20 protein-coding genes and 1 pseudogene are annotated in these 23588 nt (G+C 62.0%); 8 read left to right on the forward strand and 13 right to left on the reverse strand.

The window, feature by feature from the left end:
* Positions 1–101: 101 nt before the first annotated feature.
* Genes OPU96_RS05535 through OPU96_RS05555 form a run of 5 tightly spaced genes read left to right on the forward strand, consistent with a single transcriptional unit; the run spans position 102 to position 5654 of the window.
* Complete coding sequence (locus OPU96_RS05535) at positions 102–1745, forward strand: AMP-binding protein (protein ID WP_226456796.1); 1644 nt, start codon at positions 102–104, stop codon at positions 1743–1745.
* Positions 1746–1766: 21 nt separating this feature from the next.
* The gene (locus tag OPU96_RS05540) at positions 1767–2534 is read left to right on the forward strand and encodes an SDR family NAD(P)-dependent oxidoreductase (RefSeq protein ID WP_498558800.1); all 768 of its coding nucleotides are present in this window, start codon (positions 1767–1769) and stop codon (positions 2532–2534) included.
* 13 nt (positions 2535–2547) lie between these two features.
* Positions 2548–3732 carry an acetyl-CoA C-acyltransferase gene (locus OPU96_RS05545; RefSeq protein WP_370694897.1) on the forward strand — a complete coding sequence of 395 codons (1185 nt, stop codon included), beginning with the start codon at positions 2548–2550 and terminating at the stop codon, positions 3730–3732.
* A gap of 9 nt (positions 3733–3741) precedes the next feature.
* Positions 3742–4869, forward strand: coding sequence for an acyl-CoA dehydrogenase (locus tag OPU96_RS05550; RefSeq protein WP_498558801.1), 1128 nt, complete (start codon positions 3742–3744; stop codon positions 4867–4869).
* 11 nt (positions 4870–4880) lie between these two features.
* Entirely contained in the window at positions 4881–5654 is a 774-nt protein-coding gene (locus OPU96_RS05555; protein ID WP_226456792.1) for an enoyl-CoA hydratase, read from the forward strand.
* Between the two features lie 138 nt (positions 5655–5792).
* On the opposite strand, the gene OPU96_RS05560 is transcribed toward OPU96_RS05555, so the two are convergent.
* From OPU96_RS05560 to arnC, 12 genes are all read right to left on the reverse strand, one after another.
* Complete coding sequence (locus OPU96_RS05560) at positions 5793–6944, reverse strand: acyl-CoA dehydrogenase family protein (protein ID WP_226456791.1); 1152 nt, start codon at positions 6942–6944, stop codon at positions 5793–5795.
* A 3-nt stretch (positions 6945–6947) separates the two neighbouring features.
* On the reverse strand, positions 6948–8051 hold the full coding sequence (locus OPU96_RS05565; RefSeq protein WP_226456790.1) for an enoyl-CoA hydratase/isomerase family protein: 1104 nt from the start codon (positions 8049–8051) through the stop codon (positions 6948–6950).
* Between the two features lie 417 nt (positions 8052–8468).
* Positions 8469–9179 carry an HPP family protein gene (locus tag OPU96_RS05570; RefSeq protein ID WP_192300061.1) on the reverse strand — a complete coding sequence of 237 codons (711 nt, stop codon included), beginning with the start codon at positions 9177–9179 and terminating at the stop codon, positions 8469–8471.
* Between the two features lie 163 nt (positions 9180–9342).
* Positions 9343–9591, reverse strand: coding sequence for a type VI secretion system contractile sheath small subunit (locus tag OPU96_RS05575; protein ID WP_370694896.1), 249 nt, complete (start codon positions 9589–9591; stop codon positions 9343–9345).
* A gap of 211 nt (positions 9592–9802) precedes the next feature.
* Positions 9803–11425, reverse strand: a complete 1623-nt coding sequence (locus OPU96_RS05580; protein WP_498558802.1) for an ArnT family glycosyltransferase — start codon at positions 11423–11425, stop codon at positions 9803–9805.
* Positions 11426–11428: 3 nt separating this feature from the next.
* Complete coding sequence (locus tag OPU96_RS05585) at positions 11429–12808, reverse strand: UDP-glucose dehydrogenase family protein (RefSeq protein WP_226456785.1); 1380 nt, start codon at positions 12806–12808, stop codon at positions 11429–11431.
* Positions 12805–13206: a 4-amino-4-deoxy-L-arabinose-phosphoundecaprenol flippase subunit ArnF gene (gene arnF / locus OPU96_RS05590; protein ID WP_226456784.1), complete on the reverse strand. Its 402-nt coding sequence runs from the start codon at positions 13204–13206 to the stop codon at positions 12805–12807. The genes OPU96_RS05585 and arnF overlap by 4 nt, the downstream gene beginning before the upstream one ends.
* Positions 13203–13550, reverse strand: coding sequence for a 4-amino-4-deoxy-L-arabinose-phosphoundecaprenol flippase subunit ArnE (gene arnE, locus OPU96_RS05595; RefSeq protein ID WP_192300065.1), 348 nt, complete (start codon positions 13548–13550; stop codon positions 13203–13205). Before arnE ends, arnF begins: the two co-directional genes overlap by 4 nt.
* Positions 13547–15202, reverse strand: a complete 1656-nt coding sequence (gene arnT / locus OPU96_RS05600; protein ID WP_498558803.1) for a lipid IV(A) 4-amino-4-deoxy-L-arabinosyltransferase — start codon at positions 15200–15202, stop codon at positions 13547–13549. The genes arnE and arnT overlap by 4 nt, the downstream gene beginning before the upstream one ends.
* Entirely contained in the window at positions 15199–16083 is an 885-nt protein-coding gene (gene arnD / locus OPU96_RS05605; RefSeq protein ID WP_498558804.1) for a 4-deoxy-4-formamido-L-arabinose-phosphoundecaprenol deformylase, read from the reverse strand. Before arnD ends, arnT begins: the two co-directional genes overlap by 4 nt.
* Positions 16083–18074, reverse strand: coding sequence for a bifunctional UDP-4-amino-4-deoxy-L-arabinose formyltransferase/UDP-glucuronic acid oxidase ArnA (arnA, locus tag OPU96_RS05610; RefSeq protein ID WP_192300068.1), 1992 nt, complete (start codon positions 18072–18074; stop codon positions 16083–16085). The genes arnD and arnA overlap by 1 nt, the downstream gene beginning before the upstream one ends.
* Positions 18071–19108 (reverse strand): undecaprenyl-phosphate 4-deoxy-4-formamido-L-arabinose transferase, encoded by a 1038-nt coding sequence (gene arnC, locus OPU96_RS05615; RefSeq protein ID WP_226456781.1) that lies wholly within the window; start codon positions 19106–19108, stop codon positions 18071–18073. The genes arnA and arnC overlap by 4 nt, the downstream gene beginning before the upstream one ends.
* Before the next feature lie 444 nt (positions 19109–19552).
* Between arnC and OPU96_RS05620 the strand changes: the two genes are divergently transcribed.
* Both OPU96_RS05620 and OPU96_RS05625 read left to right on the forward strand, forming a co-directional pair.
* Positions 19553–20359 (forward strand): M949_RS01915 family surface polysaccharide biosynthesis protein, encoded by an 807-nt coding sequence (locus OPU96_RS05620; RefSeq protein WP_463983738.1) that lies wholly within the window; start codon positions 19553–19555, stop codon positions 20357–20359.
* Positions 20360–20467: 108 nt separating this feature from the next.
* Positions 20468–21382, forward strand: a complete 915-nt coding sequence (locus OPU96_RS05625) for a site-specific integrase (protein WP_192300071.1) — start codon at positions 20468–20470, stop codon at positions 21380–21382.
* 16 nt (positions 21383–21398) lie between these two features.
* Here the strand turns inward: OPU96_RS05625 and OPU96_RS05630 are convergent, their stop codons facing one another.
* Entirely contained in the window at positions 21399–22607 is a 1209-nt protein-coding gene (locus tag OPU96_RS05630) for a multidrug effflux MFS transporter (protein WP_498558805.1), read from the reverse strand.
* A 139-nt stretch (positions 22608–22746) separates the two neighbouring features.
* Between OPU96_RS05630 and OPU96_RS05635 the strand changes: the two are divergent.
* Positions 22747–23502: pseudogene (locus tag OPU96_RS05635) on the forward strand (MCP four helix bundle domain-containing protein); the annotation flags it as partial.
* Positions 23503–23588: the final 86 nt, after the last annotated feature.

Below are 23588 nucleotides of genomic sequence, written 5' to 3' on the forward strand. Positions count from 1 at the left end.
CAGCCAACTTGAAAGCTTTGACCATTGCTGCTGCAGCGCTCTGGAGCGACTATTTCCACGGTTTACGTCCTTAAAATAACAATGCAGAAGGATTTGAAGCGATGCGTGACTATTTGGCTGCCACCACCGGGTTTGACTACCAGCACACCGTTGACGCCGCACTCGCCGGCAACCTGCAAGGCCTCAATGCCTGCGTCGAATGTTGCGACCGCCACGCATTGCCGGGGCGCATCGCGTTGTTCTGGGAAGGCAAGGACGGGCGCAGCGCTACGTCGACCTTTACCGACTTGCAGGACCAGGCCGCACGCTTCGCCAACTTTTTGCTGGCCCAGGGCGTCAAGCGCGGCGACAAGGTGGCGGGGCTGTTGCCGCGCACGGCGGAACTGCTGGTGGTGGTGTTCGCGACGTGGCGCATCGGTGCGGTCTATCAACCGCTGTTTACTGCCTTCGGGCCCAAGGCCATCGAGCACCGCCTGAACAGCTCCGGCGCTGCCTTGGTGGTCACCGATGCGGTAAACCGGCCCAAGCTGACGGAAGTCGACGGCTGCCCGACCATCGTCACGGTCAGCGGCGCCAAGGGCGAAGGCCTGGTGCGCGGTGACTTCAGTTTCTGGGCCGAATTGCCCAACTACTCCAACGTGTGCGAACCGGTGTTACTGGGCGCGGACGATCCCTTCCTGCTGATGTTCACCTCCGGCACGACCGGCCCATCCAAAGCGTTGTCTGTGCCACTCAAGGCCATCGTGGCATTCCAGAGCTACACCCGCGACGCCGTGGACCTGCGCCCCGAGGACGCGTTCTGGAACGTCGCCGACCCGGGCTGGGCCTACGGCATCTATTTCGGCGTGACCGGGCCGCTGTCCATGGGCCACCCGATTACCTTCTACGATGGCCCCTTCACCCTGGAAAGCACCTGCCGGGTGATCAACAAATACGGGATCACCAACCTGACCGGCTCGCCCACCGCCTACCGCCTGTTGATCGCCGGCGGTGAGCAGTTCGCGCGCGCAATCAAGGGCAAGCTGCGCATCGTCAGCAGCGCCGGCGAACCGCTCAACCCGGAAGTGATCCGCTGGTTTGCCGACCAGCTCGGCGTGACCATCCACGACCACTATGGCCAGACCGAACTGGGCATGGTGCTGTGCAATCACCATGGCCTGGAACACCCGGTGCATGTCGGCTCGGCCGGATTTGCCTCGCCGGGCCACCGTATCGTGGTGCTGGACGATGATTATCAGGAGTTGCCCGCCGGCCAGCCCGGCATCCTCGCCATCGACCGCGAACAGTCGCCGATGTGCTGGTTCGGCGGCTATGACGGCGTGAAGACCAAGGCGTTTGTCGGCAAGTACTACCTGAGCGGCGACACCGTGGAATTGAACCCCAATGGCAGCATCAGCTTTGTCGGGCGCAGTGACGACGTGATCACCACCTCCGGTTACCGCGTTGGCCCGTTTGATGTGGAAAGCGCGTTGGTCGAGCACCCGGCTGTGATCGAAGCCGCGGTGGTCGGCAAGCCGGACCCGGAGCGCACCGAACTGGTCAAGGCCTTCGTGGTGATCAACAGCCAATACCGCGCCACCCCGGAGCTCGCCGAAGAGCTGCGCCAGCATGTGCGCAAGCGCCTGGCCGCACATGCCTATCCACGGGAAATCGAATTTGTCAGCGACCTGCCCAAGACCCCGAGCGGCAAGTTGCAGCGTTTTATCTTGCGTAACCAGGAGATCGCCAAAGCGGCGGTTGCCTGATCCACTTTTAAGGACACGATGATGCAGATTGAAAACAAGGTATTCCTGATCAGCGGCGGTGCTTCGGGCCTTGGCGCGGCCACGGCCGAGATGCTGGTTGCCGCTGGCGCCAAAGTCATGCTGGTGGACCTCAATGCCGAGGCCGTCGCGGCCAAGGCCAAGCAACTGGGGGACAACGCCCGCGCCGCCGTGGCGGACATCAGCCAGGAAGCGGCCGCCGAGGCCGCGGTGCAGGCTGCCGTGACCGCGTTTGGTGGCTTGCACGGCCTGGTCAACTGCGCCGGTGTGGTGCGTGGCGAGAAAATTCTCGGCAAGAACGGCCCCCATGCCCTGGCCAGCTTTGCCCAGGTGATCAATGTCAACCTGATCGGCAGCTTCAACCTGTTGCGCCTGGCAGCAGCGGCCATCGCCGAGACCGAAGCGAATACCGACGGCGAGCGCGGCGTGATCATCAACACCGCATCGGTGGCCGCGTTCGACGGGCAGATCGGCCAGGCGGCGTATTCTGCCTCCAAAGGCGCCATCGCCAGCCTGACGCTGCCCGCCGCCCGCGAACTGGCGCGCTTTGGCATCCGTGTGATGACCATCGCACCAGGCATCTTCGAAACGCCGATGATGGCCGGCATGACCCCGGAAGTACGCGACTCCCTGGCCGCTGGCGTGCCATTCCCGCCACGCCTGGGCAAACCGGCCGAATACGCCGCGTTGGTGCGGCACATCATTGAAAACAGCATGCTCAATGGCGAGGTGATCCGTCTCGACGGTGCCTTGCGCATGGCGGCCAAGTAAGGAGCGAATGACCATGACTGATCCCATCGTAATTGTCAGCGCCGTGCGCACGCCCATGGGCGGCTTCCAGGGCGAACTCAAGAACCTGACCGCGCCGCAACTGGGCGCGGCGGCAATTCGTGCGGCAGTTGAGCGCGCAGGCATTGCCAGTGACGCCGTAGATGAAGTGCTGTTCGGCTGCGTGCTCCCGGCGGGCCTCGGCCAGGCACCGGCACGCCAGGCGGCGTTGGGCGCAGGCCTGGACAAGTCGACGCGCTGCACCACCCTCAACAAGATGTGCGGCTCGGGCATGGAAGCGGCGATTCTCGCCCATGACTCGCTGCTGGCCGGCAGCATTGCGGTGGCGATCGCCGGGGGCATGGAAAGCATGTCCAACGCGCCGTACCTGCTCGATCGTGCGCGCAGCGGCTACCGCATGGGCCACGGCCGCGTGCTCGACCATATGTTCCTCGACGGCTTGGAAGACGCCTACGACAAGGGCCGCCTGATGGGCACGTTCGCCGAGGACTGTGCGATGCACAACGGTTTCAGCCGTGAAGCCCAGGACGCGTTCGCGATTGCCTCCCTGACCCGTGCGCAGGAAGCCATCGCCCATGGCAAATTTGCCGCCGAGATCGTCCCGGTGCAGGTCACCGTCGGCAAGGAACAAGTGACGGTGTTGCATGACGAGCAACCACCGAAAGCCAAGCCTGACAAGATCGCCAGCCTGAAACCGGCGTTCCGTGAGGGAGGCACTGTGACGGCCGCCAACTCCAGCTCGATTTCCGATGGGGCGGCGGCGTTGCTGCTGATGCGCCAGTCCGAGGCCCAAAAACGCGGCTTGAAGCCGCTGGCGGTGATCCACGGCCACGCGGCGTTTGCCGATGAGCCAGGGCTGTTTCCGGTGGCACCAGTGGGAGCGATCCGTACGTTGATGAGCAAGACCGGCTGGAACCTGGCTGACGTCGATCTGTTCGAGATCAACGAAGCCTTCGCCGTGGTCAGCCTGGTGACCATGAGCAAGCTGGAAATCCCCCACGCCAAGGTCAATATCCATGGCGGCGCCTGCGCCCTGGGCCATCCGATTGGCGCGTCCGGTGCGCGCATCCTGGTGACGCTGCTGTCGGCGCTACGCCAGAACAACCTCAAGCGTGGCGTTGCCGCGATCTGCATCGGCGGTGGTGAAGCCACGGCCATGGCCGTCGAATGCCTGTATTAAGGACTCACCATGTTGCCAGATGACGAACAACTGCAAATCAGCGAAGCTGCCCGGCAATTTGCCCAGGAGCGCCTGAAACCCTTCGCCGCCGAATGGGACCGCGACCACCGTTTCCCCAAGGAAGCCATCGGTGAAATGGCCGAGCTGGGTTTTTTCGGCATGTTGGTGCCGGAGCAGTGGGGCGGTTGCGACACCGGCTACCTGGCCTACGCCATGGCCCTGGAAGAGATCGCCGCCGGCGACGGTGCCTGCTCGACCATCATGAGCGTGCACAACTCGGTCGGTTGCGTGCCGATCCTCAAGTTCGGCAACGATCAGCAGAAAGTGCAATACCTCAAGCCCCTGGCCAGCGGTGCCATGCTCGGCGCGTTCGCGTTGACCGAACCCCAGGCCGGCTCCGATGCCAGCAGCCTGAAAACCCGTGCGCGCCTGGAAGGCGACCACTATGTACTGAACGGCTGCAAACAGTTCATCACCTCCGGGCAAAACGCCGGGATCGTGATTGTGTTTGCAGTCACCGACCCCGCGGCGGGCAAACGTGGCATCAGTGCGTTTATCGTGCCGACGGATTCGCCCGGCTACACCGTGGCGCGGGTCGAGGACAAGCTCGGCCAGCACGCGTCGGACACCTGTCAGATCCTGTTTGAAGACGTGAAGGTACCGGTCGCTAACCGTCTGGGCGAGGAGGGCGAGGGCTACAAGATCGCCCTGGCCAACCTGGAAGGCGGGCGCGTCGGCATCGCTTCGCAATCGGTGGGCATGGCCCGCGCGGCCTTTGAAGCGGCACGTGACTATGCGCGTGAGCGCGAAAGCTTCGGCAAGGCGCTGATCGAGCACCAGGCCGTGGCGTTTCGCCTGGCGGATATGGCCACGCAAATTGCGGTGGCCCGGCAAATGGTGCATTACGCCGCCGCCCTGCGTGACAGCGGCAAGCCCGCGCTGGTAGAAGCCTCGATGGCCAAGTTGTTCGCTTCGGAAATGGCCGAGAAAGTCTGCTCCGCCGCCTTGCAAACCCTCGGTGGTTACGGTTACCTGAGCGACTTTCCCCTGGAGCGGATCTACCGCGATGTGCGGGTCTGCCAGATCTACGAAGGCACCAGCGATATTCAACGCATGGTCATCTCACGCAATCTCTAAGGAGCCGCCACATGAGTTACGAAACCATTTTGCTTGACGTCCAGGGCCGCGTCGGGCTGATCACCCTCAATCGCCCCCAAGCCCTGAACGCGCTGAATGCACAACTGGTCAGCGAATTGAACCAGGCGCTCGATGGCCTGGAAGCCAACCCTGACATCGGCTGCATCGTGCTGACCGGCTCGAAAAAAGCCTTCGCCGCCGGCGCCGACATCAAGGAAATGGCCGAGCTGACCTACCCGCAGATCTATCTCGACGATTTGTTCAGCGACAGCGATCGCGTGGCCAACCGCCGCAAGCCGATCATCGCAGCGGTCAACGGCTTTGCCCTGGGCGGCGGCTGCGAGCTGGCGCTGATGTGCGACTTTATCCTGGCCGGCGATGGCGCCAAGTTCGGCCAGCCGGAAATCAACCTCGGTGTGCTGCCGGGCATGGGCGGTACCCAGCGCCTGACCCGCGCGGTGGGCAAGGCCAAGGCCATGGAAATGTGCCTGACCGGGCGTTTTATCGATGCGGTGGAAGCCGAGCGCTGCGGGATCGTGGCGCGGATCGTACCGGCTGATGAGTTGCTGGAAGAGGCGCTGAAAGTCGCCACGCTGATTGCCGGCAAGTCGGTGCCGATCAGCATGATGGTCAAGGAAAGTGTGAACCGCGCGTTTGAAGTGAGCCTGTCCGAAGGCGTGCGCTTTGAGCGCCGGGTGTTCCATGCCGCGTTTGCGACCCAGGATCAGAAAGAAGGCATGGCCGCGTTCGTGGCCAAGCGTGCCCCGCAGTTCAAAGACAGGTAATTCGATCTCCCAACGGGTGGGAGCGGCTTATGTGGGAGCGGGCTTGCTCGCGAATGCGGTGTGTCAGTCACGGGTATTTCAACTGATCCACCGCATTCGCGAGCAAGCCCGCTCCCACACTGTTTTGCAGTGTGTCAGTCAGAGTTGGTAGTGCCTGAGTTCACGGGCAATCACCATCCGCTGGATCTCGCTGGTCCCCTCGTAAATCTGGGTGATCCGCGCATCCCGGTAGTAACGCTCCACCGGGTAATCCTCCAGATACCCATACCCACCATGGATCTGCATCGCTGACGAGCAGACTTTCTCCGCCATTTCCGAAGCAAACAGCTTGGCCTGGGACGCTTCGGACAGGCATGGCTTGCCGGCACTGCGCAACCGTGCGGCGTGCAGGATCAGCAGGCGCGCGGCATTCAGGCGGGTTTGCATATCCGCCAGCAGGTTGGCCACGCTCTGGTGCTCGATGATCGCCTTGTCGAACTGCACACGATCCCGGGCATAAGCCAGCGCCGCTTCAAACGCCGCGCGGGCGATGCCCAGGGCCTGGGCGGCGATACCGATGCGGCCACCTTCGAGGTTGGACAGGGCGATGGCCAGGCCTTTGCCGCGCTCGCCCAGCAGGTTGGCCGCAGGCACCGTGCATTGGTTCAGGGTGACGGCGCAGGTGTCCGAGGCACGAATGCCCATCTTGTGTTCAGTGCGGTCGACCACAAAACCGGGGGTGTCGGTGGGTACCAGGAACGCCGAGATGCCCTTTTTGCCGAGGTCGGGATCGGTCACGGCAAACACGATGGCCAGCTTGGCGCGTTTGCCGTTGCTGACGAATTGCTTGGCACCACTGATCACCCACTGATCGTCACGCAGTTCGGCACGGGTGCGCAGGTTATGTGCTTCGGAACCGGCCTGGGGCTCGGTCAGGCAGAAGCAACCAATCGCCTGGCCGCTGGCGAGGTCGGCCAGCCAGGTTTGTTTCTGTTCAGCTGTGCCGTAGTTGAGGATCGGCCCGCAACCCACTGAATTATGGATACTCATCAGTGCGCCAGTGGCGCCGTCACCGGCGGAAATCTCTTCGACAGCCAGGGCGTAAGCCACGTAATCCACATAGGTGCCCCCCCATTCCTCGGGGACCACCATGCCCAACAGGCCCAGCTCACCCATCTTGGCGACCAGTGCATCGTCGATCCAGCCGGCTTTTTCCCAGGCCTGGGCATGGGGGGCGATTTCACCCCGGGCGAAATCGCGAGCCATGTCGCGAATCATCACTTGTTCTTCTGTGTATTCAATGTCTTGCATGACTTATCTCGCAACGTGCTTGAAGTGTTGGAAGAAGCTATCGACGTGGCTGGCGTCCAATGCCTGAAGCGTCGGCGGGTTCCAGCGTGGGGCTTTGTCTTTATCGATGATCAACGCACGCACGCCTTCAATCAGGTCGCCGCGCTCAAACCATTGCCGGTCCAGGTGCAGCTCCAGGGCGAAGCATTGCTCCAGCGGCAGGCGCCGGCCACGGCGCAACATCTCGAGGGTCACGGCCATGGCCAGTGGCGAACGGGTTTGCATCAGGCCGACGGTGGCCAGCGCCCACTCATGGCTATCGGCTACGGTGACTTGCTGCAGTTGTTCGACGATGCTCGGGACGTCCGGCAAAGCGAAGAAGTGGTCGATGGCCGGGCGCAAGCGTGCCAGCGGGGCGTCGGGCAATTGCTGTACGCCGAGCTTGGCCAGTACGCCTTGCAGATCCTTGAGGGCCGACTCGTGCCACTGCAGGTGATCGAGCTTGTGATCCAGCTCGGTCAGCCTGGCACTGTCCAGGTACCAGTCCGCCAAACCACAGTACAACGCATCGGCGGCACGAATCTGCACGCCGGTAACCCCCAGGTAAATCCCCAGCTCGCCGGGAATGCGTGGCAGGAAGTAGCTGCCGCCAACGTCCGGGAAGTAACCGATGGCCACTTCCGGCATCGCCAGGCGGCTGCGCTCGGTGACCACGCGCAGGTCGGCGCCTTGCACCAGGCCCATGCCGCCGCCCAGGACAAAGCCGTCCATCAGCGCGAGGACCGGTTTACGGTAGTGGTGAATAGCGAGGTCGAGGGCGTATTCCTCGACGAAGAAGTCTTCGTGCAAGGTATCGCCTTGCTTGAAGCTGTCATACAGGGAACGGATGTCACCGCCGGCGCAGAAGGCTTTGTCACCCGCTCCGCGCAGGACCACGGCGTAGACTGCGGGGTCATCCGCCCAGGCGTGCAACTGGTGGGTCAGGCTGCGGACCATGTCCAGGGTGATGGCATTCAACCCGGCGGGGCGGTTGAGGGTGAGGTGGCCGATATGGTTGCGGACTTCGACCAATACGTCTTGCGGATGAATTGCTGCGTGGCTTGCTTGCGATGAAACCTGAGCAGTCATCTCTAACTCCCTGCTTTTATTGTCTTTATCAAGATGTTCGCGGGCGAACCTTCTCGCGATCCTACCAGTGCAAATTTGCCCAGTACAACGTGGAATCATGCAGGTCGTTGTTGCATTTATGCAGGTTCACGCCCGGCCTGCGGGCTGCGCCTGAAAATATCCGGCCAGGGCCTCAACGCACAGCTGTATGGCTTTGCGCGCCGCGGCGTGCTGGGCCGGGTAATTGATAAACCCATGCTGCATGTCAGGGTAGTTAACGTGGCGCACCGCCGCACCGGCTTTTTTCAGGTGGTCTTCGTTACTGGTACAGCGGTGCCCAGACAGCGTGGTGAACAGCAGAAAACTTCAAGTGCTGTAATGACTCCAGCCGCTGCCAGGTCAGGTGCAATACGCCGCTCGTCGCACGAACGACGCCGCTCAGGCCACGCGACTGGCGAGCACATCGCCAATGCTACGGCGCCGCGCATGGCCTTCCGCCGCGTGGATCAGTTGTTCCAGCTCGGTCGGCTGCACATCGTAGAACTGCTCCATTTCCGCCAGGGCCAGCTTGAGGTCGGCAGCGGTGATTGCCGGGTCGGTCACCACGGGTGTGTTGCCCAGCACTGCGGCGGGTGGTGCCACTTGCCCCTTGGGGTAACGCATGCGGGTGGCATTGTTGTAGGCCAGTGCGCAGGCGAGCAGCGCTGCGGCGCCGAGCATGACCGGGGCCAGTTCCTGCCAGCCAAGGGCGATGGATGCAGGGTCCGCCAGTACCAGGGTCATCGCCAGCCCGCCGGCCGGTGGATGCAGGCAGCGCAGCCAGCAGATCAGGATGACGGTCATGCCCGCCGCCAGGCAGGCACTGCCCAACGTCCGGCCCAGTACCCGCGCGACCAACAAGGCGACCACCCCAGCGCACAGGTAACTGCCGATGATTGACCACGGTTGCGCCAGCGCGCCGGACGACACTGCAAACAGCAAGACCGCCGACGCGCCCAGGGGGCCGAGCAAATGCAGGGCGACATCCATACCGAATACTTGGCCGCACACCCACACACTGAGCAGCGTGCCCAAGGCCATGCCGATGGCGGCACGACTCCATTCGGCGGGACGGGTATTGATGGCAGTGGGTAACCAGCGAGCGAGCATTAAAAAGGTCCTGAAACAGCGGGCAAAAAAAAAGGCCTGCCGGGCATTCCGGTTAAGCCTTTGGAAAGTTCCAACATTGGGGGAAGGAACGTACATAGTGTGCCGACCTGGATTGCGCCACGCCAATGCAGATTAATGCAGGTTAAATGCAAAAAAAATGAATTCAAGCGCTAGGGTGAACCGACGGTTGCGGGCTCGCGCTGCCGAGTATGCGTTTGGAATGCTCTTCGCTTAACAGCCGGCGTTGCAGGCTCTCGCGCACCCTGGGGTCGTTGGACAGCGGACCTTTCAGCGCGACGAGGGCATCACGCAGGCCCATCAGCCGGTCCAGGCTCGGCATCGGCACATAGCTGACATGGACCTGCTCACGCGCAGGCGTTGAGGGGGTATCGGGGAATGATTCAGTGGGCACGGCAGAGTCCTTTCATGGATGTAACGGCGATGTAGGTCGCGGGTTACAACGTCCTTGTCCTGTTCCCTTCAACCAAGGGGTAGTAAATAGTTACCGTAACTGGCAAGCGAGTTTACATTTTGAATTCAGGAGCGGGAAAGGGAAACGGCACCAGCCTTTACGCATAGCTGCGTAGGAGCTTTCGCGGGAATACCGGCCGAAGCCGGCAGGATCACGGTTGTGGGGGGTTGCTCAGGTGTAGCAGCACGTAGGGGTTCTTGTCGAATTCGCCGCTGACGGTCGGCGTGAGGGCGCGCAAGCGTGGCTCTTGCAAGCCTTCAAAATCCGCCGCACTCATCACCAGCCACGCCGGAGCCTGTAAAGGTGTGAGGTCGCTGCTCGACTGGGTGAACAGCGGCACCCGGTCGCAATCGAGGTTGACCATCAGCTTGATTGCCTTGGCGTCTTTCCCCAGCCCGTGCAGCACCACAGGTGCCGGGTCCTGGGAAATCCGCGCCTTGACCGCCAGGCTGAAGGTACGCGTGTCGTACAGGCTGCGTTCCAGCGGTTCGACCACCACGATGTAGGTTGTCCATAACGCCAATACCGCGGCCAGTGCCGGACCGCCTGTGCGCAGGTGCGGTTTCAACCACGCCAGCAGCGCCAGGACCTGAAGCGCACCGAGCACGCCAAACATCACGCCCAGGTTGCCGACAGCATCCGGGTAACGGCGGCGTACCACTACCAGACCGACCACCAGCAGCGCCGGCAACACAGTCCAGAGGCCCAGTATCAGGCTGCGCAACAGCGCAAACAAACGCCCCTGGGTGACCTGGAACGGGTACGCCGCAATGATCGCCGCCATCGGCAACATCGGCAGCACATAACGGGCTTTTTTCGCCTGGGGAATCGACAGACCGAGCATCACCAGCAAACCCGCCGCCGCGCAATACAGCACCAGTCGCAACGCCGGGTCCGGTGTGCGTTTGCCGCCGACGGCCAGCGCCAGCAGTACCAGCAGCGCCACCGGGTAGGCCAGGGCGTAATTGCCCATGGAACTGGTGAAGTAATACAGCACGCCGCTGGAGCCTTCGCTGCCGTCCATGCGCCCCAGGAACTGCATGCGGATCACGTCCTGCATGAATACTTCGCCGCCACTGAGCTTGGCCAACAGCAACAGCAGGCCGACGCACGCCACCAGCAATGCCAGGGCCAATGGGCCAAAGCTGAACAACTGGCGCCATTGGCGGTTGAGCAGGTAGTAACTGCACAGCACGCCCGTGGGGATCACCAGGCCAATCGGCCCGCGGATCGAAAAACCGACAATCAGCAACAGATACACAAGGTGCAGGCGTTTGCCCGCGCCGAAGTGATCGTGGGCGTAGCCCAGGTAGAACACCGCCAGGGCCACGGCGGCGAGCATCTGGTCCAGGGACACGGCGCGGGTTTCGCTGATGAAGGTGCTGCTGAGCGCCAACATCGCCACGCTCAACAGGCCCCAGCGTGTGGAGTAGGGCGCCGTAAGGCGGTACACCAGGATCACAATCAGCGCCGAGGCGATGGCCGTCGGCAACCACGCGGTAAAGCTGGTGACCTGGCCCAAGGGCAGGGACAACAGCCAGGTCAACAACGTCGAGGTGGCCAGGTAATCGGCGTACGGCTGGCCATAGGTCGTCGGGAAAAAGCTCGGCCCATGGCGCAGCATTTCCTGGGCAAATAGCACAAAGCGCGAGTCAAACCCGATGATCGCCTGGTGCCAGTTGCCGGCGATAAACAACAGCAGCGCCAACAACCCAAGCACCAGGGACTGTCGGCGGATCAGGGCACTCATCAAGGGCGGTTGGGCTTTGTTCACGTATCAGGCTTCCACAACCTGCGGCACCCACTGTTGCTGGGGAATCGGCAATTGGCAGGAGTCGCCACGGCCGATCGGGAAGTATTGGAAGCCTTTGCGCGCAAGGCGCTCGCTGTCGTAGAGGTTACGGCCGTCGAAGATCACCGGGGTTTTCAGGCGCTGGAGGATCAAATCAAAGTCCGGCGCCTTGAATTGCTGCCATTCGGTGCAGACGATCAACGCGTCGGCGCCGCTGAGGGTGGACTCCGGTGTGCCCATCAGCATCAAGCGCGGGTCGTCGCCGTAGATGCGCTGGGTTTCCTGCATGGCTTCCGGGTCGAATGCACGCACGTTGGCACCGGCGGCCCACAGGGCTTCCATCAGCACACGGCTGGGCGCGTCCCGCATGTCGTCGGTGTTGGGTTTGAACGCCAGGCCCCAGATGGCAAAGGTCTTGCCCTTGAGGTTGCCTTTGAAGAATGCATTGACGCGTTCGAACAGCTTGCTCTTCTGGCGCTGGTTGATCGCTTCCACGGCTTCCAACAGGTCGCTGGAGCAATTGGCTTCCTTGGCGCTGTGGATCAGGGCACGCATGTCTTTGGGGAAGCACGAGCCGCCGTAGCCGCAGCCCGGGTAGATGAAGTGGTAGCCGATGCGCGAGTCGGCGCCGATGCCCAGGCGCACGGCTTCGATGTCGGCCCCCAGGTGTTCGGCCAGTTCGGCGATCTGGTTGATAAAGCTGATCTTGGTGGCCAGCATGCAGTTGGCGGCGTACTTGGTCAGCTCGGCGCTGCGCAGGTCCATGAAGATGATGCGGTCATGGTTGCGGTTGAACGGCGCGTACAGGTCGCGCATGACCTCGCGCACTTCTTCGCGCTCGCAGCCGATGACGATGCGGTCCGGGCGGCGGCAGTCGGCCACTGCCGAGCCTTCCTTGAGGAATTCCGGGTTGGAGACAATATCGAATTCCAGGTGCCGGCCAGCGAGGTGCAGGGCTTTCTCAATGTGCGCACGCAGGGTGTCGCCGGTGCCGACGGGCACAGTGGATTTTTCCACCAGGATCACTGGGTCGACACGGTGACGGGCCACGGCATCGCCCACCGACAGCACGTATTTCAAGTCCGCCGAGCCGTCTTCGTCCGAGGGCGTGCCCACGGCGATAAACAACACTTCGCCGTGTTCGACCGCGAGTTTTTCGTCATGGGTAAAGTGCAGCCGCCCGCTTTCCAGGTTTTCCTTGACCATCGCCGCCAGCCCCGGCTCAAAGATGGTTACATGGCCCTTTTGCAACGACTCGACCTTGTTCTTGTCGACGTCCATGCAGATGACATCGTGACCGACTTCGGCCAATACGGTGGCCTGCACCAGACCGACGTAACCACTACCAAATACACTGATTTTCATGGGGCATTCCTGGAGCTTGCGGGGCTAGCACGGTGGGAGTTGATAACCAGAACTCCGAGGATGACCAGCGCCACCCCCAGGGTTTTTGAAAGCGAAAACTGTTCGTTGAACACCGGCAGGCTGGCCGCCAGCAGGTACACCAGGGCGTAGCTGATGCTCAGCAATGAATAGGCACGGCCCAGGGGCAGGTGCTTGAGCGCGCCGAGCCAGCAGAGCATCGACAGCGCATAGGCGAAGATCGCCAGGATCACCACGCCCAGGGCACCGAGATCGATCGGCGTGCTCAGCCATTCGTGGGGCAGCGGCAGGCGCGTCATGCTCCAGCGCATGCCCAACTGGGCCGCGCTGACCAGGCCGACGCTGGCCAAGGCCAGGGCAAAACCACGCACGCGGCTCATACCTGACGCCCCAGCAGCACAACACCTGCAATCACCAGCGCCACGCCGAACCAATGGCGGCCATCGATGGGTTCATGAAAGACAAAACGTGCCACCAGCGTGACCAGCACAAAGTTCAGGCTGAGCATCGGGTAGGCGATACCGACTTCCAGGCGCTGCAACACCAGCAACCACACCAGCAGGCCCAGGCCCAGGCACACCAATGCGGCCCACAGCCACGGCGAGCGAAGTTTCAGCGCCCAACCGTCCGGCAGGTCGCGCCAGCTTTCCACGGCGAATTTTTGCGAGACCTGGCCCATGCACGTGAGCAGGCAGGCGGTCAGTAACAGGAGCAGGGTGATCATGGAGCAACCTGCGGGAAGATCAGAATCACGATGTTGCCTTGTTCAAAGCGCTGGCCGTCGTCTGGCAGCAGTGCAACTTCGGCGATTTCGTCGTCACCTTTAACGCGCATCACCACGCCGACCGGACCTTGTTTGCGCGCATCGCTCATCCATGCCTGGACCTGCGTGGTGTCGACCTTGTGATGAGTCGCATCCGGGTAGGTGAGGCCGTATTTGACTTCGCCGACGGTGTTGTAGAGCGTCACGTCCGGCCGCGCCAGGCGCCAGGACAGGGCCGATGCTGCACCGAGGTCATTGCTCAGCAGTGCCGTGGCCGGCCGCAGGGCTTGCAGGTGATCGATGATGAATTGGTCCGGGGTCTTGTTGTAGACCACCGAATGGGGCAGTGCGGCGGGCACCAGTGCCACCAGCAACCAACTGCCGAGCACCGGTGCGGCCCACAGTTTCAGGGGGCGCGCTGCCTGTAACAGGTTGGCAATGATCCAGCCGAACAGGAACACGAACACCAGCACCAGGCTGAGGGTTTCCTGGCCCGGCTCGTACACCGGCTTTTTCAATTGGAACCACGTGAGTGCCAGCAACGCGACGATGCCCACCACCAGGTTCAACCAACCGTTGATGCGCAGTGCGCGGCTGCGGCCCTCGGCGAGTTTGTCGGCCAGGGTCGAGCCCATCAACAAGGCCAGCGGCAACAGGCACGGCATGATGTAGGAAGGCAGCTTGCCCTTGGCCAGGCTGAAGAACGCCAGAGGCATCAGTAGCCACAACAGCAGGAACGCGGTTTTCGGCAGGCGTTTTTGCAACCACGCCTGTTTCAGGGTGGATGGCAGCAGCGCAACCCACGGCAGCGAGAACGCCACCAGCAGCGGCAGGTAGTACCAGAACGGCTCGGCATGCTGGGCATCGTCACCGGCAAAGCGTTGGATATGCTCGTGCCAGAAGAAGAAGTTCCAGTAGTCAGGCTCTTGCAGGTGCACCGCCAACGCCCACGGCAGGCTGACCACAACCGCCACCGCCACGGCCACCAGGCCGTAGCCCAGCAGTTCACGCAAACGTTTCTGCCAGATGGCATAGGGCAGGGCGATCAGCACCGGTAGCAGCCAGGCCAGGAAGCCCTTGGTCATAAAGCCCATGCCACAGGCCAAACCCAACAGCGCCCAGGAGGCCAAGCGGCCATTGCGCGTGGTGGTGTCGAAGCAGAACCACAAGGCCACGCCGGTCAGGTTGACCCAGAAGGTGAACTGCGGATCGAGGTTGGCATAACCGCCGAGGGCCGCGACGCTGACAAAACTCATGTACAGCACGCTGCTGACCAGGCTTTTCTGCGGATCATTCCACAGCCGGCGCGACACCAGGTACACCAGCAGGATGCTCAGGCCGGTGCTCAACGCCGAGGCGAAACGCACGCCGAACAGGTTCTGCCCGAAGATCGCCTGGCCCAGCGCGATCATCCAGTAGCCCGCCGCCGGTTTTTCAAAGTAGCGGATGCCCATGAAGTGCGGCGATGCCCACTTGCCGGTCAGCAGCATTTCCTGGCTGATCTGGGCGTAGCGGGTTTCGTCCGGGATCCACAGGCCATGGGTAGCCAGCGGCAACAGGTAGAACACACCAAAGGCCAACAGCAATAGGGGCAATGCCAGACGCCGGATCATGCCTGCTGCACTCCGAGCCAACCCTCACGGCCGGGCAAGGCGCCGCGCACCAGCTGTTGCTGGGGCAGGGTGGTCAGGTCCGCAGGCAACAAATCGCCCAGGGGTTTGAAGTCGATGCCGCGCGGCCCTGCCTGGGCGAGCAATTGGCGAAAATCGTTGGCCATCAGAATCCCTTCTACTTCTGCGTGGATCGTGTAGACGTTCAGCTTCGACTCGGCAAAGCGGTCAAGGATGAACCCATTGAAATCCTTGGCAGCTACCACCGGCCCGACGACTTCGTCGAAGGTCGGCAGGTCTACCGGAATTTGTGGAGTGCCCGCGCTGCCATCGGCCAATGTCGGCCTGAACAGGCTGGTGCCCCGGCAATCGCTGTTGTAGCGAAAGTTGAAACCTTGCTTGGCTTGCACCACACGTTCATCGGCGCGCCAACCGGCGGCGGCGGAACAGTCGATGCGCTCACCGAGGATGTCGCTGAGGGTGTCGACGCCCCGGCGGATCTGCTCCACCAACTGCGCCTCGCTCCAGCGCCCGGTATTGGCCTGCCAGCCGTGGTGATCCCAGGCGTGCAGGCCGACTTCATGCCCGGCGGCCTTGGCCTGGCGCATCAAATGCCCCAGGTCGCGGCCAATCGGCTTGCCCGGCCAGGCGGTGCCGGCCAGCAAGATATCCAGGCCATACAGGCCGACCGCATTGGAACGCAGCATTTTCCACAGGAACTGCGGGCGGATCAGGCGCCACAAGTGGCGCCCCATGTTGTCCGGCCCAACGCTGAAGAAGAACGTCGCCTTCACCCCCGCTTCATCCAGGGATTCGAGCAACCGCGGCACACCTTCACGGGTGCCACGGTAGGTGTCGACGTCAATGCGAAGACCTGCCTGCATCAGCGCTTGTCCGCGATTTCGAGCATGGCTTCCTTGAGGAAGAAGTCCAGGGTGTTGCCGATGGTTTCGCTCATCTCAACGGTTGGCTCCCAGTTCAGCAGGCGCTTGGCGTTTTCGATGCTTGGCTTGCGGTGCGCCACGTCCTGGTAGCCAGTGCCGTAGAACGCCTTGCTTTCCACGTCGCGGAAACCGGCGAACGGCGGGAAGTTGCCGCGCAGTGGGTGGGCTTCGAACTGGCGCAGCAGCTCTTCGCCCAGTTGACGGATGCTGGCTTCGTTTTCCGGGTTGCCGATGTTGATCACCTGGCCGTCGCACACGCCGTTGTCGTTGTCGATGATGCGTGCCAGTGCTTCGATGCCGTCGGCGATGTCAGTGAAGCAGCGTTTCTGTTCGCCACCGTCGAACAGACGGATTGGCGTGCCTTCCACCAGGTTGAGGATCAACTGGGTGATGGCGCGGGAGCTGCCGATACGGGCCGAGTCCAGGCGGTCGAGGCGTGGGCCCATCCAGTTGAATGGACGGAATAGGGTGAATTTCAGGCCCTTGTCGCCGTAGGCCCAGATCACGCGGTCCAGCAATTGCTTGGAGACCGAGTAGATCCAGCGTTGCTTGTTGACCGGGCCGACCACCAGGTTGGAGGTGTCTTCGTCGAAGTACTGGTCCTGGCACATGCCGTAGACCTCGGAGGTCGACGGGAAGATCACGCGCTTGTTGTACTTGACGCAGTAGCGCACCAGCTTGAGGTTTTCCTCGAAGTCCAGTTCAAACACGCGCAGCGGGTTGCGGGTGTATTCGATTGGGGTGGCGATGGCCACCAGCGGCAGGACCACGTCGCATTTCTTGATGTGGTACTCGATCCACTCGGTGTGGATGCTGATGTCGCCTTCCACATAGTGGAAGTTCGGGTGGCTGCGCAGGCGCTCGATGGCGTCGGAGCCGATGTCCAGGCCGTAGATCTCGTAGCGATCGTCACGCAGCAGGCGCTCGGACAGGTGGTTACCGATGAAACCGTTCACACCCAGGATCAGTACCCGGGTACGACGTGGCTTGCGGCCGGACTCGGCGCCGCGCAGTACAGAGCCATCGACCAGGCCCAGTTCGTCGGCCAGGGATGGGCCGGCCAGGTACAGGCCGTTCTCGTTGCGCTGGCCGAACTTGACCACCAGGGAGTCTTCACCGCAGGCGATGCGCAGCGGGTTGACGCTGATCACGCGACCTGGGGCGAGGCCTTCATTGCCCTTGACCACCTCGGCCTGCCACACGATCAGCTTGTGCTCGCCCACGGCGCAGAAGGCGCCTGGGTAAGGTTGGGTCACGGCACGGACCAGGTTGAACAGTTGTTCAGCGGGTTTTTTCCAGTCCAGCTTGCCATCGGCGGCGGTGCGGCGGCCGAAGTAGGTAGCCTGGCTTTCGTCCTGGGCGGTTTCGCTCAGTTTGCCGGCGGCCAGTTGCGGCAAGGCGTCGCGCAGTAGGTTGGTGGCGGCATCACGCAGTTTGGCGTGCAGGCTCAGGCCGGTGTCGGTGCGCTCGATGAGCACTTTTTGCTGGGCCAGGATTGCGCCGGCATCGGCACGCTTGACCATGCGGTGCAGGGTCACGCCGGTTTCGGTTTCGCCGTTGACCAGGACCCAGTTGGCCGGTGCGCGGCCACGGTATTTCGGCAGCAGCGAGCCGTGCAGGTTGAACGCGCCTTTGCTGGCAGTGGCCAACAGCGGCTCGCTCAGCAGGTTGCGGTAATAGAAGGAGAAGATGTACTCCGGGTTCAGCTTGGCGATGCGCTCGATCCACAACGGGTGGTTGGCGTCTTCCGGTGCGTGTACCGGGATGCCGTTGCGGGCGCAGAGTTGGGCGACGGAACCGTAGAAATTGTTTTCCTTGGGATCATCGGCGTGGGTGAACACCGCCGCAATGTCGTAGCCGGCAGTCAGCAGGGCTTCAATACCTGCACAGCCAATATCGTGGTATGCGAAGACAACGGCTTTTGAATTCATGACGAAACCTGATCGGAAGGAGAAGTAGAAGTGGTATGGGAGGACACCAGGCCGTCAACGACGACGACGGGGGCCGGTGCTGCCGGGGTGTTGCGCAGCACTTTTTCGATAAAGAAGCGTGGGCGGGCGCGCACATCGCTGTACATGCGGCCCAGGTATTCACCCAAGAGCCCCATGCCGATGAACTGGCCACCGGTGAACATGAACAGCACCGCGAACAATACGAACATGCCATCGCCGGCCCATTGGGCGCCGAAGGCCAGGCGCAGCACGATCAACGCGAGGGCGAACAGCAGGCCGAGGCCGGCCAGGCTGAAACCGACGATCGACAGCAGGCGCAGCGGGGTGGTGGTCATGCAGGTCAGCAGGTCGAACATCAGGCTGATCAGGCGCATGGCGCTGTATTTGGATTCGCCGTGTTCACGCTCGGCGTGGTGCACCAGGATTTCCGTGGTGTGCCGGGCAAAGCCGTTGGCCAGGATCGGGATAAAGGTGCTGCGTTCACGGCAGGCGAGCATGGCGTCGACAATGGTGCGGCGGTAGGCGCGCAGCATGCAGCCGTAGTCGGTCATGGCCACGCCGGTAGAGCGCTGTACCGCGAGGTTGATCAGGCGCGACGGCCAGCGGCGGAAGGCCGAGTCCTGGCGATTGTTGCGCACGGTGGCAACCACGTCGTAACCCAGGGCGGCTTGCTCCACCAGGCGCGGGATCTCTTCAGGCGGGTTTTGCAGGTCGGCGTCGAGGGTGATCACCACCTCGCCCCGGCACTGCTCGAAACCGGCCATGATCGCCGCGTGCTGGCCGTAGTTGCGATTGAGGATTACCGCAACCACGTTGCTGCCATCTTCGGCAGCTGCGTCTTCGAGCATTTGGGCGGATTTGTCGCGACTACCGTCATCCACCAGGATGATTTCGTATTCGTAAGCCAGTTGCTTGCACGCAGCGGTCGTGCGACGCAGCAACTCAGGCAGGCTCTCTTGTTCGTTGTAGACCGGGATAACGATCGACACACAATGAATAGGGTAGGGTTTCAAAGATTCATGACCTCGGGGCTAGAGCAACTTGGAACGTGAAAACAGCAGTCATCAGTGGCGGGCAGCGCCGTGCCTGACTTGACACAAGGTGGAGTGGCGTATTCATTCGACTTTCCTGAGACGGTGTTGGATCTTCCATGGTGGCGATTTAAGTAAAGCTCACAAAACGCAAAGATAAAGGGTAATCAACAGGTTAGTCGGGGAAGTCGCGGTTCGCTCTCAAGTCCTGAGGCCAAGATTAAGCGCAAAAATGTGGTACGAATATGAAAGGCATATGAAAAACTCGTTTATTTGACAGGTAGACAGCCCGTGTTCAGCTAGAAGATTCACACACCGCGCCGAGCGCTCGCGTGCAGGGGCCCGTAACCGATTTTATTCAACAATCTTCTCTGCAATACCCCCCAAGTGCCGGTAAAGTAAGCGCTCTCTTGCCAGGGTAATCGGATGAATAGCGTGCAGCTTTTACGGCCAGTGTTGATGGGGTTGTTGATGACCGTGGCGTGTGTCACGACGGTGCGGGCCGATGCTGGGGTAGCGCTGACCAGCATTGAGCAACTGCCGGATGGGGTCGAAGTGCGCGGCAAGCAGATCGCCGCGTACACATGGGACGATCGCCAGGGCAAAAACCTGCTGGTACTCGCCGAGCAACTCAGCGAGCGCGACGACGATGGCACCCAATCGGCATTTGTCTATGCCGCGCAATATTTGCTCGATGGCAACCGGCCCAAGCGCGTGTGGATGCTCTACGACGATGTGCAGCATTGCGAATTCGACGCGGCGCTGCGCTTCGACCGGGATGCCACCAAGGTCACCGACCTGTCCGGTGATGGCATCACCCAGGCCACCGTGGGTTATTCGCGTACCTGCACCAGTGACGTGAGCCCCAATGAATTCAAGCTGATCATGCACGTGGGCAAATCCCAGAAATACCGCCTGCGCGGCGTCGACCGCTATGGCGCCAGTTGGTGGGACGAGGAGGCCGGCGCACTGCGCGGCATGCCGCTGCCCAAGGATTGCAGTGTGGCCGCCCAGCAGGCGCTGGTCAGCCAGTACAAGGAGCAGGGCACCGAATTGCCGCTGCCGGGTTGCTATAGCGAAGAAAAAGACTTCGCCAAGGCCCCCGAGGCGTACCTGACCTTCATGCGCCAACACTGGTTTGCCCTGATGCAGAAACAGGACACCGAATGGAACCAGACCCAAACCCAGACCCAGCCGCAAGATTCTGTCGAGGGTGACGACGTCGCGCCGTGACTTTGTGCGAGGGCCGTTGCTGGGTTAGACTCGGCCCCCGCCAATTCACTAAATACCTCGATTAAACAATGGCTTGTTCGAGGTATTTAATCCAAAGGCTGATCTATTTTGACTGAGTCCATTCGCAATCCTCTGACCCTCTACCTCACCCGCCTGGCCCCCTCCAGCCAACTGACCATGCGCTACGTGCTGCAGGACGCCGCCGACCGCCTGGGTTTCGAGGACATCAACCTCGAAGACATCGACTGGCACCTGCTGCAACCTGAACATGTGATCGCCCTGGTCGCCGCCTTGCGCGAGGACGGCTATGCGCCGAACACCTCTTCGCTGTACGTGAACGCAGTGCGCGGCGTGATGAATGAAGCCTGGCGCCTCAGCCTGATCAGCCAGGAACACCTGTTGCGCATGCGCACGGTCAAGGCCACGCCGGGTACGCGCCTGAGCCAGGGCCGCAACCTGCGGCGCACGCTGATCCGCGAGATGATGGACGTCTGCGCCGCCGACCCACGCCCCCAAGGGCTGCGCGATGCGGCGCTGATCGGGATTTTGTACGGTTCGGGCATGCGCAAGTCGGAGTCGGTCAACCTCGACCTGGCGCAGATCAACTTCGAAGAGCGCAGCTTGCGGGTGATCGGCAAGGGCAACAAGGAACTGATCAAGTACGCGCCGGCCTGGGCTTTTGCCAAATTGCAGGCGTGGCTGGATTTTCGGCGTGAACAGCTTAAAGAAGGCGAGAGCGACGATACGTTCCTGTTCAACCGCATCCGCCGGGGCAGCCACATCACCCGCGAACGCATCACCAAGCACGCGATCTACTACATTGCCCGCCAGCGCGGTGAGCAAGTCGGCGTGAAGATCATGCCCCATGATTTCCGCCGCTCATTTATCACGCGGGTGATCGAGGAGCATGACCTGTCGATTGCGCAGAAACTGGCGCACCACACCAATATCCAGACCACCGCCAGCTATGACGTGCGCGAGGACAACGAGCGGCGCCGGGCGGTGGATCGGTTTGATTTGTGATGGGCCTTGCCCGGGATCAGGAGGAGGGTGGGGCACTGCTCAAGTGAGCGGGCAAGCGGCGTAACGTCCACAGGGTCACCAGCAGCGCCGCGACGGCACACAGCGCAATGCCGATCAACATTGGCGCCGGCGTATGGTCAGCAAACACGCCGACCACGGTCATGGACACCGCTGCAGTGATCATCTGAATCGCCCCCAGCAGTGCAGAGGCAGAACCCGCCACCGCGCCGTGGTCCTCCAGGGACAAAACGCCCGCTGCCGGCAGCAACAGGCCGAGAAAACCGAAACCGATGAACAGTAGCGTCATCATCAACGGCAGGCTGTCGACCCACAGTGTGGTCACGGCCAGCGTGCCCAATACGCTTGCCACTGCCACCACTGACCAACGAATCACCGATGCGAGGCCAAAGCGCGCACTGAGGCGTGCGGTCAGTTGGCTCATGGCAAAGAACGACGCCGCATTCAGCGCAAAACACAGGCTGAATTGGGTGGGGGTCAGGCCGAAGTATTCGATATACACGAACGGCGCGCTGCCGATGAATACAAAGAACGTGGCCAGGCCGAACCCGCTGACGACCGAAAGCCCGGTGAAGAGCAGATCACGCAGCAGCGCCCCGTAACTGCCAAACGCGTTGCCCAGGTTTTTGCCCAGGCGCCGTTCGGCGGGATGGGTTTCGGGCAACTGCACGACCGTCATCACCAGGCACGCCACGGCTACCGCGGCGAGCAGTGCAAACACTTCGCGCCAACTCCAGATCGAAATCACCACGCTGCCGGCCAGCGGCGCAAGAATCGGCGAAACACTCATCACCAGCATCAGCAAGGCCATCAGGCGTGCGGCTTCGTGGCCGGTGTACAGATCGCGCACAATCGCCCGGGGAATCACCATCCCTGCACAGGCGCCAAACGCCTGCAGCGCACGAAAGCCGATCAGCACTTCAATGCTCGGGGCCAGCGCACAACCGACACTGCCCACCGCAAAAATCACCAGCCCGGCGTAAATCGGCGGTTTGCGCCCGAATACATCACTGATCGGCCCATAGAACAGCTGGCACACGCCGATGATCATGAAGAACACGGTCAGGCTCATCTGCACCGCAGCCGGCGAGGCTTGCAGGCTGGCGCCGAGGGTGGGGAGCGCGGGCAGGTAGCTGTCGATGGCGAACGGGCCGACGGCGGTGATCAAGCCCAGGAGCAGGGCGAGGCGAGCAATACTTCGAGACATGGGCTATTCCAGCCAAGCAAGGGCCGGCCAGCTTAAGGTATCCGCGCAAATCCGCAAACTTAGGCTTCAATAACAAGCAATTGATGCCGATAACAGTTCAGGCGAAGCCCAATTGGCGGCCAGGCACGGGGATACCAGCATGACGATTAAACTACGCTTGATGCTGTTGATTGCGACAGGCTTGATTACCGCCTTGATCATGAGCCTGGCCAGCTACGTGGGTAACAGCCGGATGAGCAGCGCCGTGCAGGACAATGAGCAGAGCATGACGGTGCTGCGCAATCATATGGAGGCCGACATGATGCACGACGCGCTGCGGGCGGACGTGTTGTCGGCGATGTTGGTGGGGTTGGGCAAAAGCACCAGTACCGAGGCCGAGGTCAACAGCTCGCTGAAGGAACACGCCGAGCACTTTCGCCAGGTCCTGGCGGACAACCTCAAGCTGCCGCTGGATGATTCGCTCAGGGCCAGCCTGGAAAAAATCAAACCCAGCCTCGACACCTATATCAGTGCCGGCGAGCGCATCGTCACCCTGGCCCTGGCCAATCCGGAAGCGGCACGCGAGCAACTGGGCACCTTTAATAGCGCCTTCACTCAGCTTGAAGAGCAAATGGCAGGCCTGAGCGAACTGATCGAATCCAACACCCAACAAACCAGCGTCGGCACGCGACAGACGATCAGCAACGCCAACTTGACCTTGGGCGCCGTGCTGATTGCCAGCCTGTTGTTGCTGCTGGCGCAAGGCCGCTGGGTCATGTTGAGCATTATGGGGCCGCTGCAGGCCGCCAGCCGCATTGCCGCCAGCATCGCCCGAGGCAACTTGAGCGAGCCGATTGTCGAACCGGCGCGCAAGGATGAAGCCAGCACATTGATCCGCAGCCTCGCCACCATGCAGCGCGACTTGCGCGGCATGATCGAAGTGGTGCGCAGCAACGCCCATGGCGTCAACGGCATGAGTGAAAAACTCAGCCACGGCTGCCA

This window comes from Pseudomonas sp. RP-B7, from assembly GCF_059803535.1.

Coding starts and splice junctions, on each gene's coding strand:
- OPU96_RS05535 (WP_226456796.1), top strand. CDS start 102: ATGCGTGACTATTTGGCTGCCACCACCGGGTTTGACTACCAGCACACC.
- OPU96_RS05560 (WP_226456791.1), bottom strand. CDS start 6,944: ATGCAAGACATTGAATACACAGAAGAACAAGTGATGATTCGCGACATG.
- arnF (WP_226456784.1), bottom strand. CDS start 13,206: ATGAGCCGCGTGCGTGGTTTTGCCCTGGCCTTGGCCAGCGTCGGCCTG.
- arnD (WP_498558804.1), bottom strand. CDS start 16,083: ATGCAGGCAGGTCTTCGCATTGACGTCGACACCTACCGTGGCACCCGT.
- arnA (WP_192300068.1), bottom strand. CDS start 18,074: ATGAATTCAAAAGCCGTTGTCTTCGCATACCACGATATTGGCTGTGCA.
- OPU96_RS05545 (WP_370694897.1), top strand. CDS start 2,548: ATGACTGATCCCATCGTAATTGTCAGCGCCGTGCGCACGCCCATGGGC.
- OPU96_RS05620 (WP_463983738.1), top strand. CDS start 19,553: ATGAATAGCGTGCAGCTTTTACGGCCAGTGTTGATGGGGTTGTTGATG.
- arnE (WP_192300065.1), bottom strand. CDS start 13,550: ATGATCACCCTGCTCCTGTTACTGACCGCCTGCCTGCTCACGTGCATG.
- OPU96_RS05550 (WP_498558801.1), top strand. CDS start 3,742: ATGTTGCCAGATGACGAACAACTGCAAATCAGCGAAGCTGCCCGGCAA.
- OPU96_RS05585 (WP_226456785.1), bottom strand. CDS start 12,808: ATGAAAATCAGTGTATTTGGTAGTGGTTACGTCGGTCTGGTGCAGGCC.
- OPU96_RS05570 (WP_192300061.1), bottom strand. CDS start 9,179: ATGCTCGCTCGCTGGTTACCCACTGCCATCAATACCCGTCCCGCCGAA.
- OPU96_RS05540 (WP_498558800.1), top strand. CDS start 1,767: ATGCAGATTGAAAACAAGGTATTCCTGATCAGCGGCGGTGCTTCGGGC.
- OPU96_RS05565 (WP_226456790.1), bottom strand. CDS start 8,051: ATGACTGCTCAGGTTTCATCGCAAGCAAGCCACGCAGCAATTCATCCG.
- OPU96_RS05555 (WP_226456792.1), top strand. CDS start 4,881: ATGAGTTACGAAACCATTTTGCTTGACGTCCAGGGCCGCGTCGGGCTG.
- arnT (WP_498558803.1), bottom strand. CDS start 15,202: ATGATCCGGCGTCTGGCATTGCCCCTATTGCTGTTGGCCTTTGGTGTG.
- OPU96_RS05630 (WP_498558805.1), bottom strand. CDS start 22,607: ATGTCTCGAAGTATTGCTCGCCTCGCCCTGCTCCTGGGCTTGATCACC.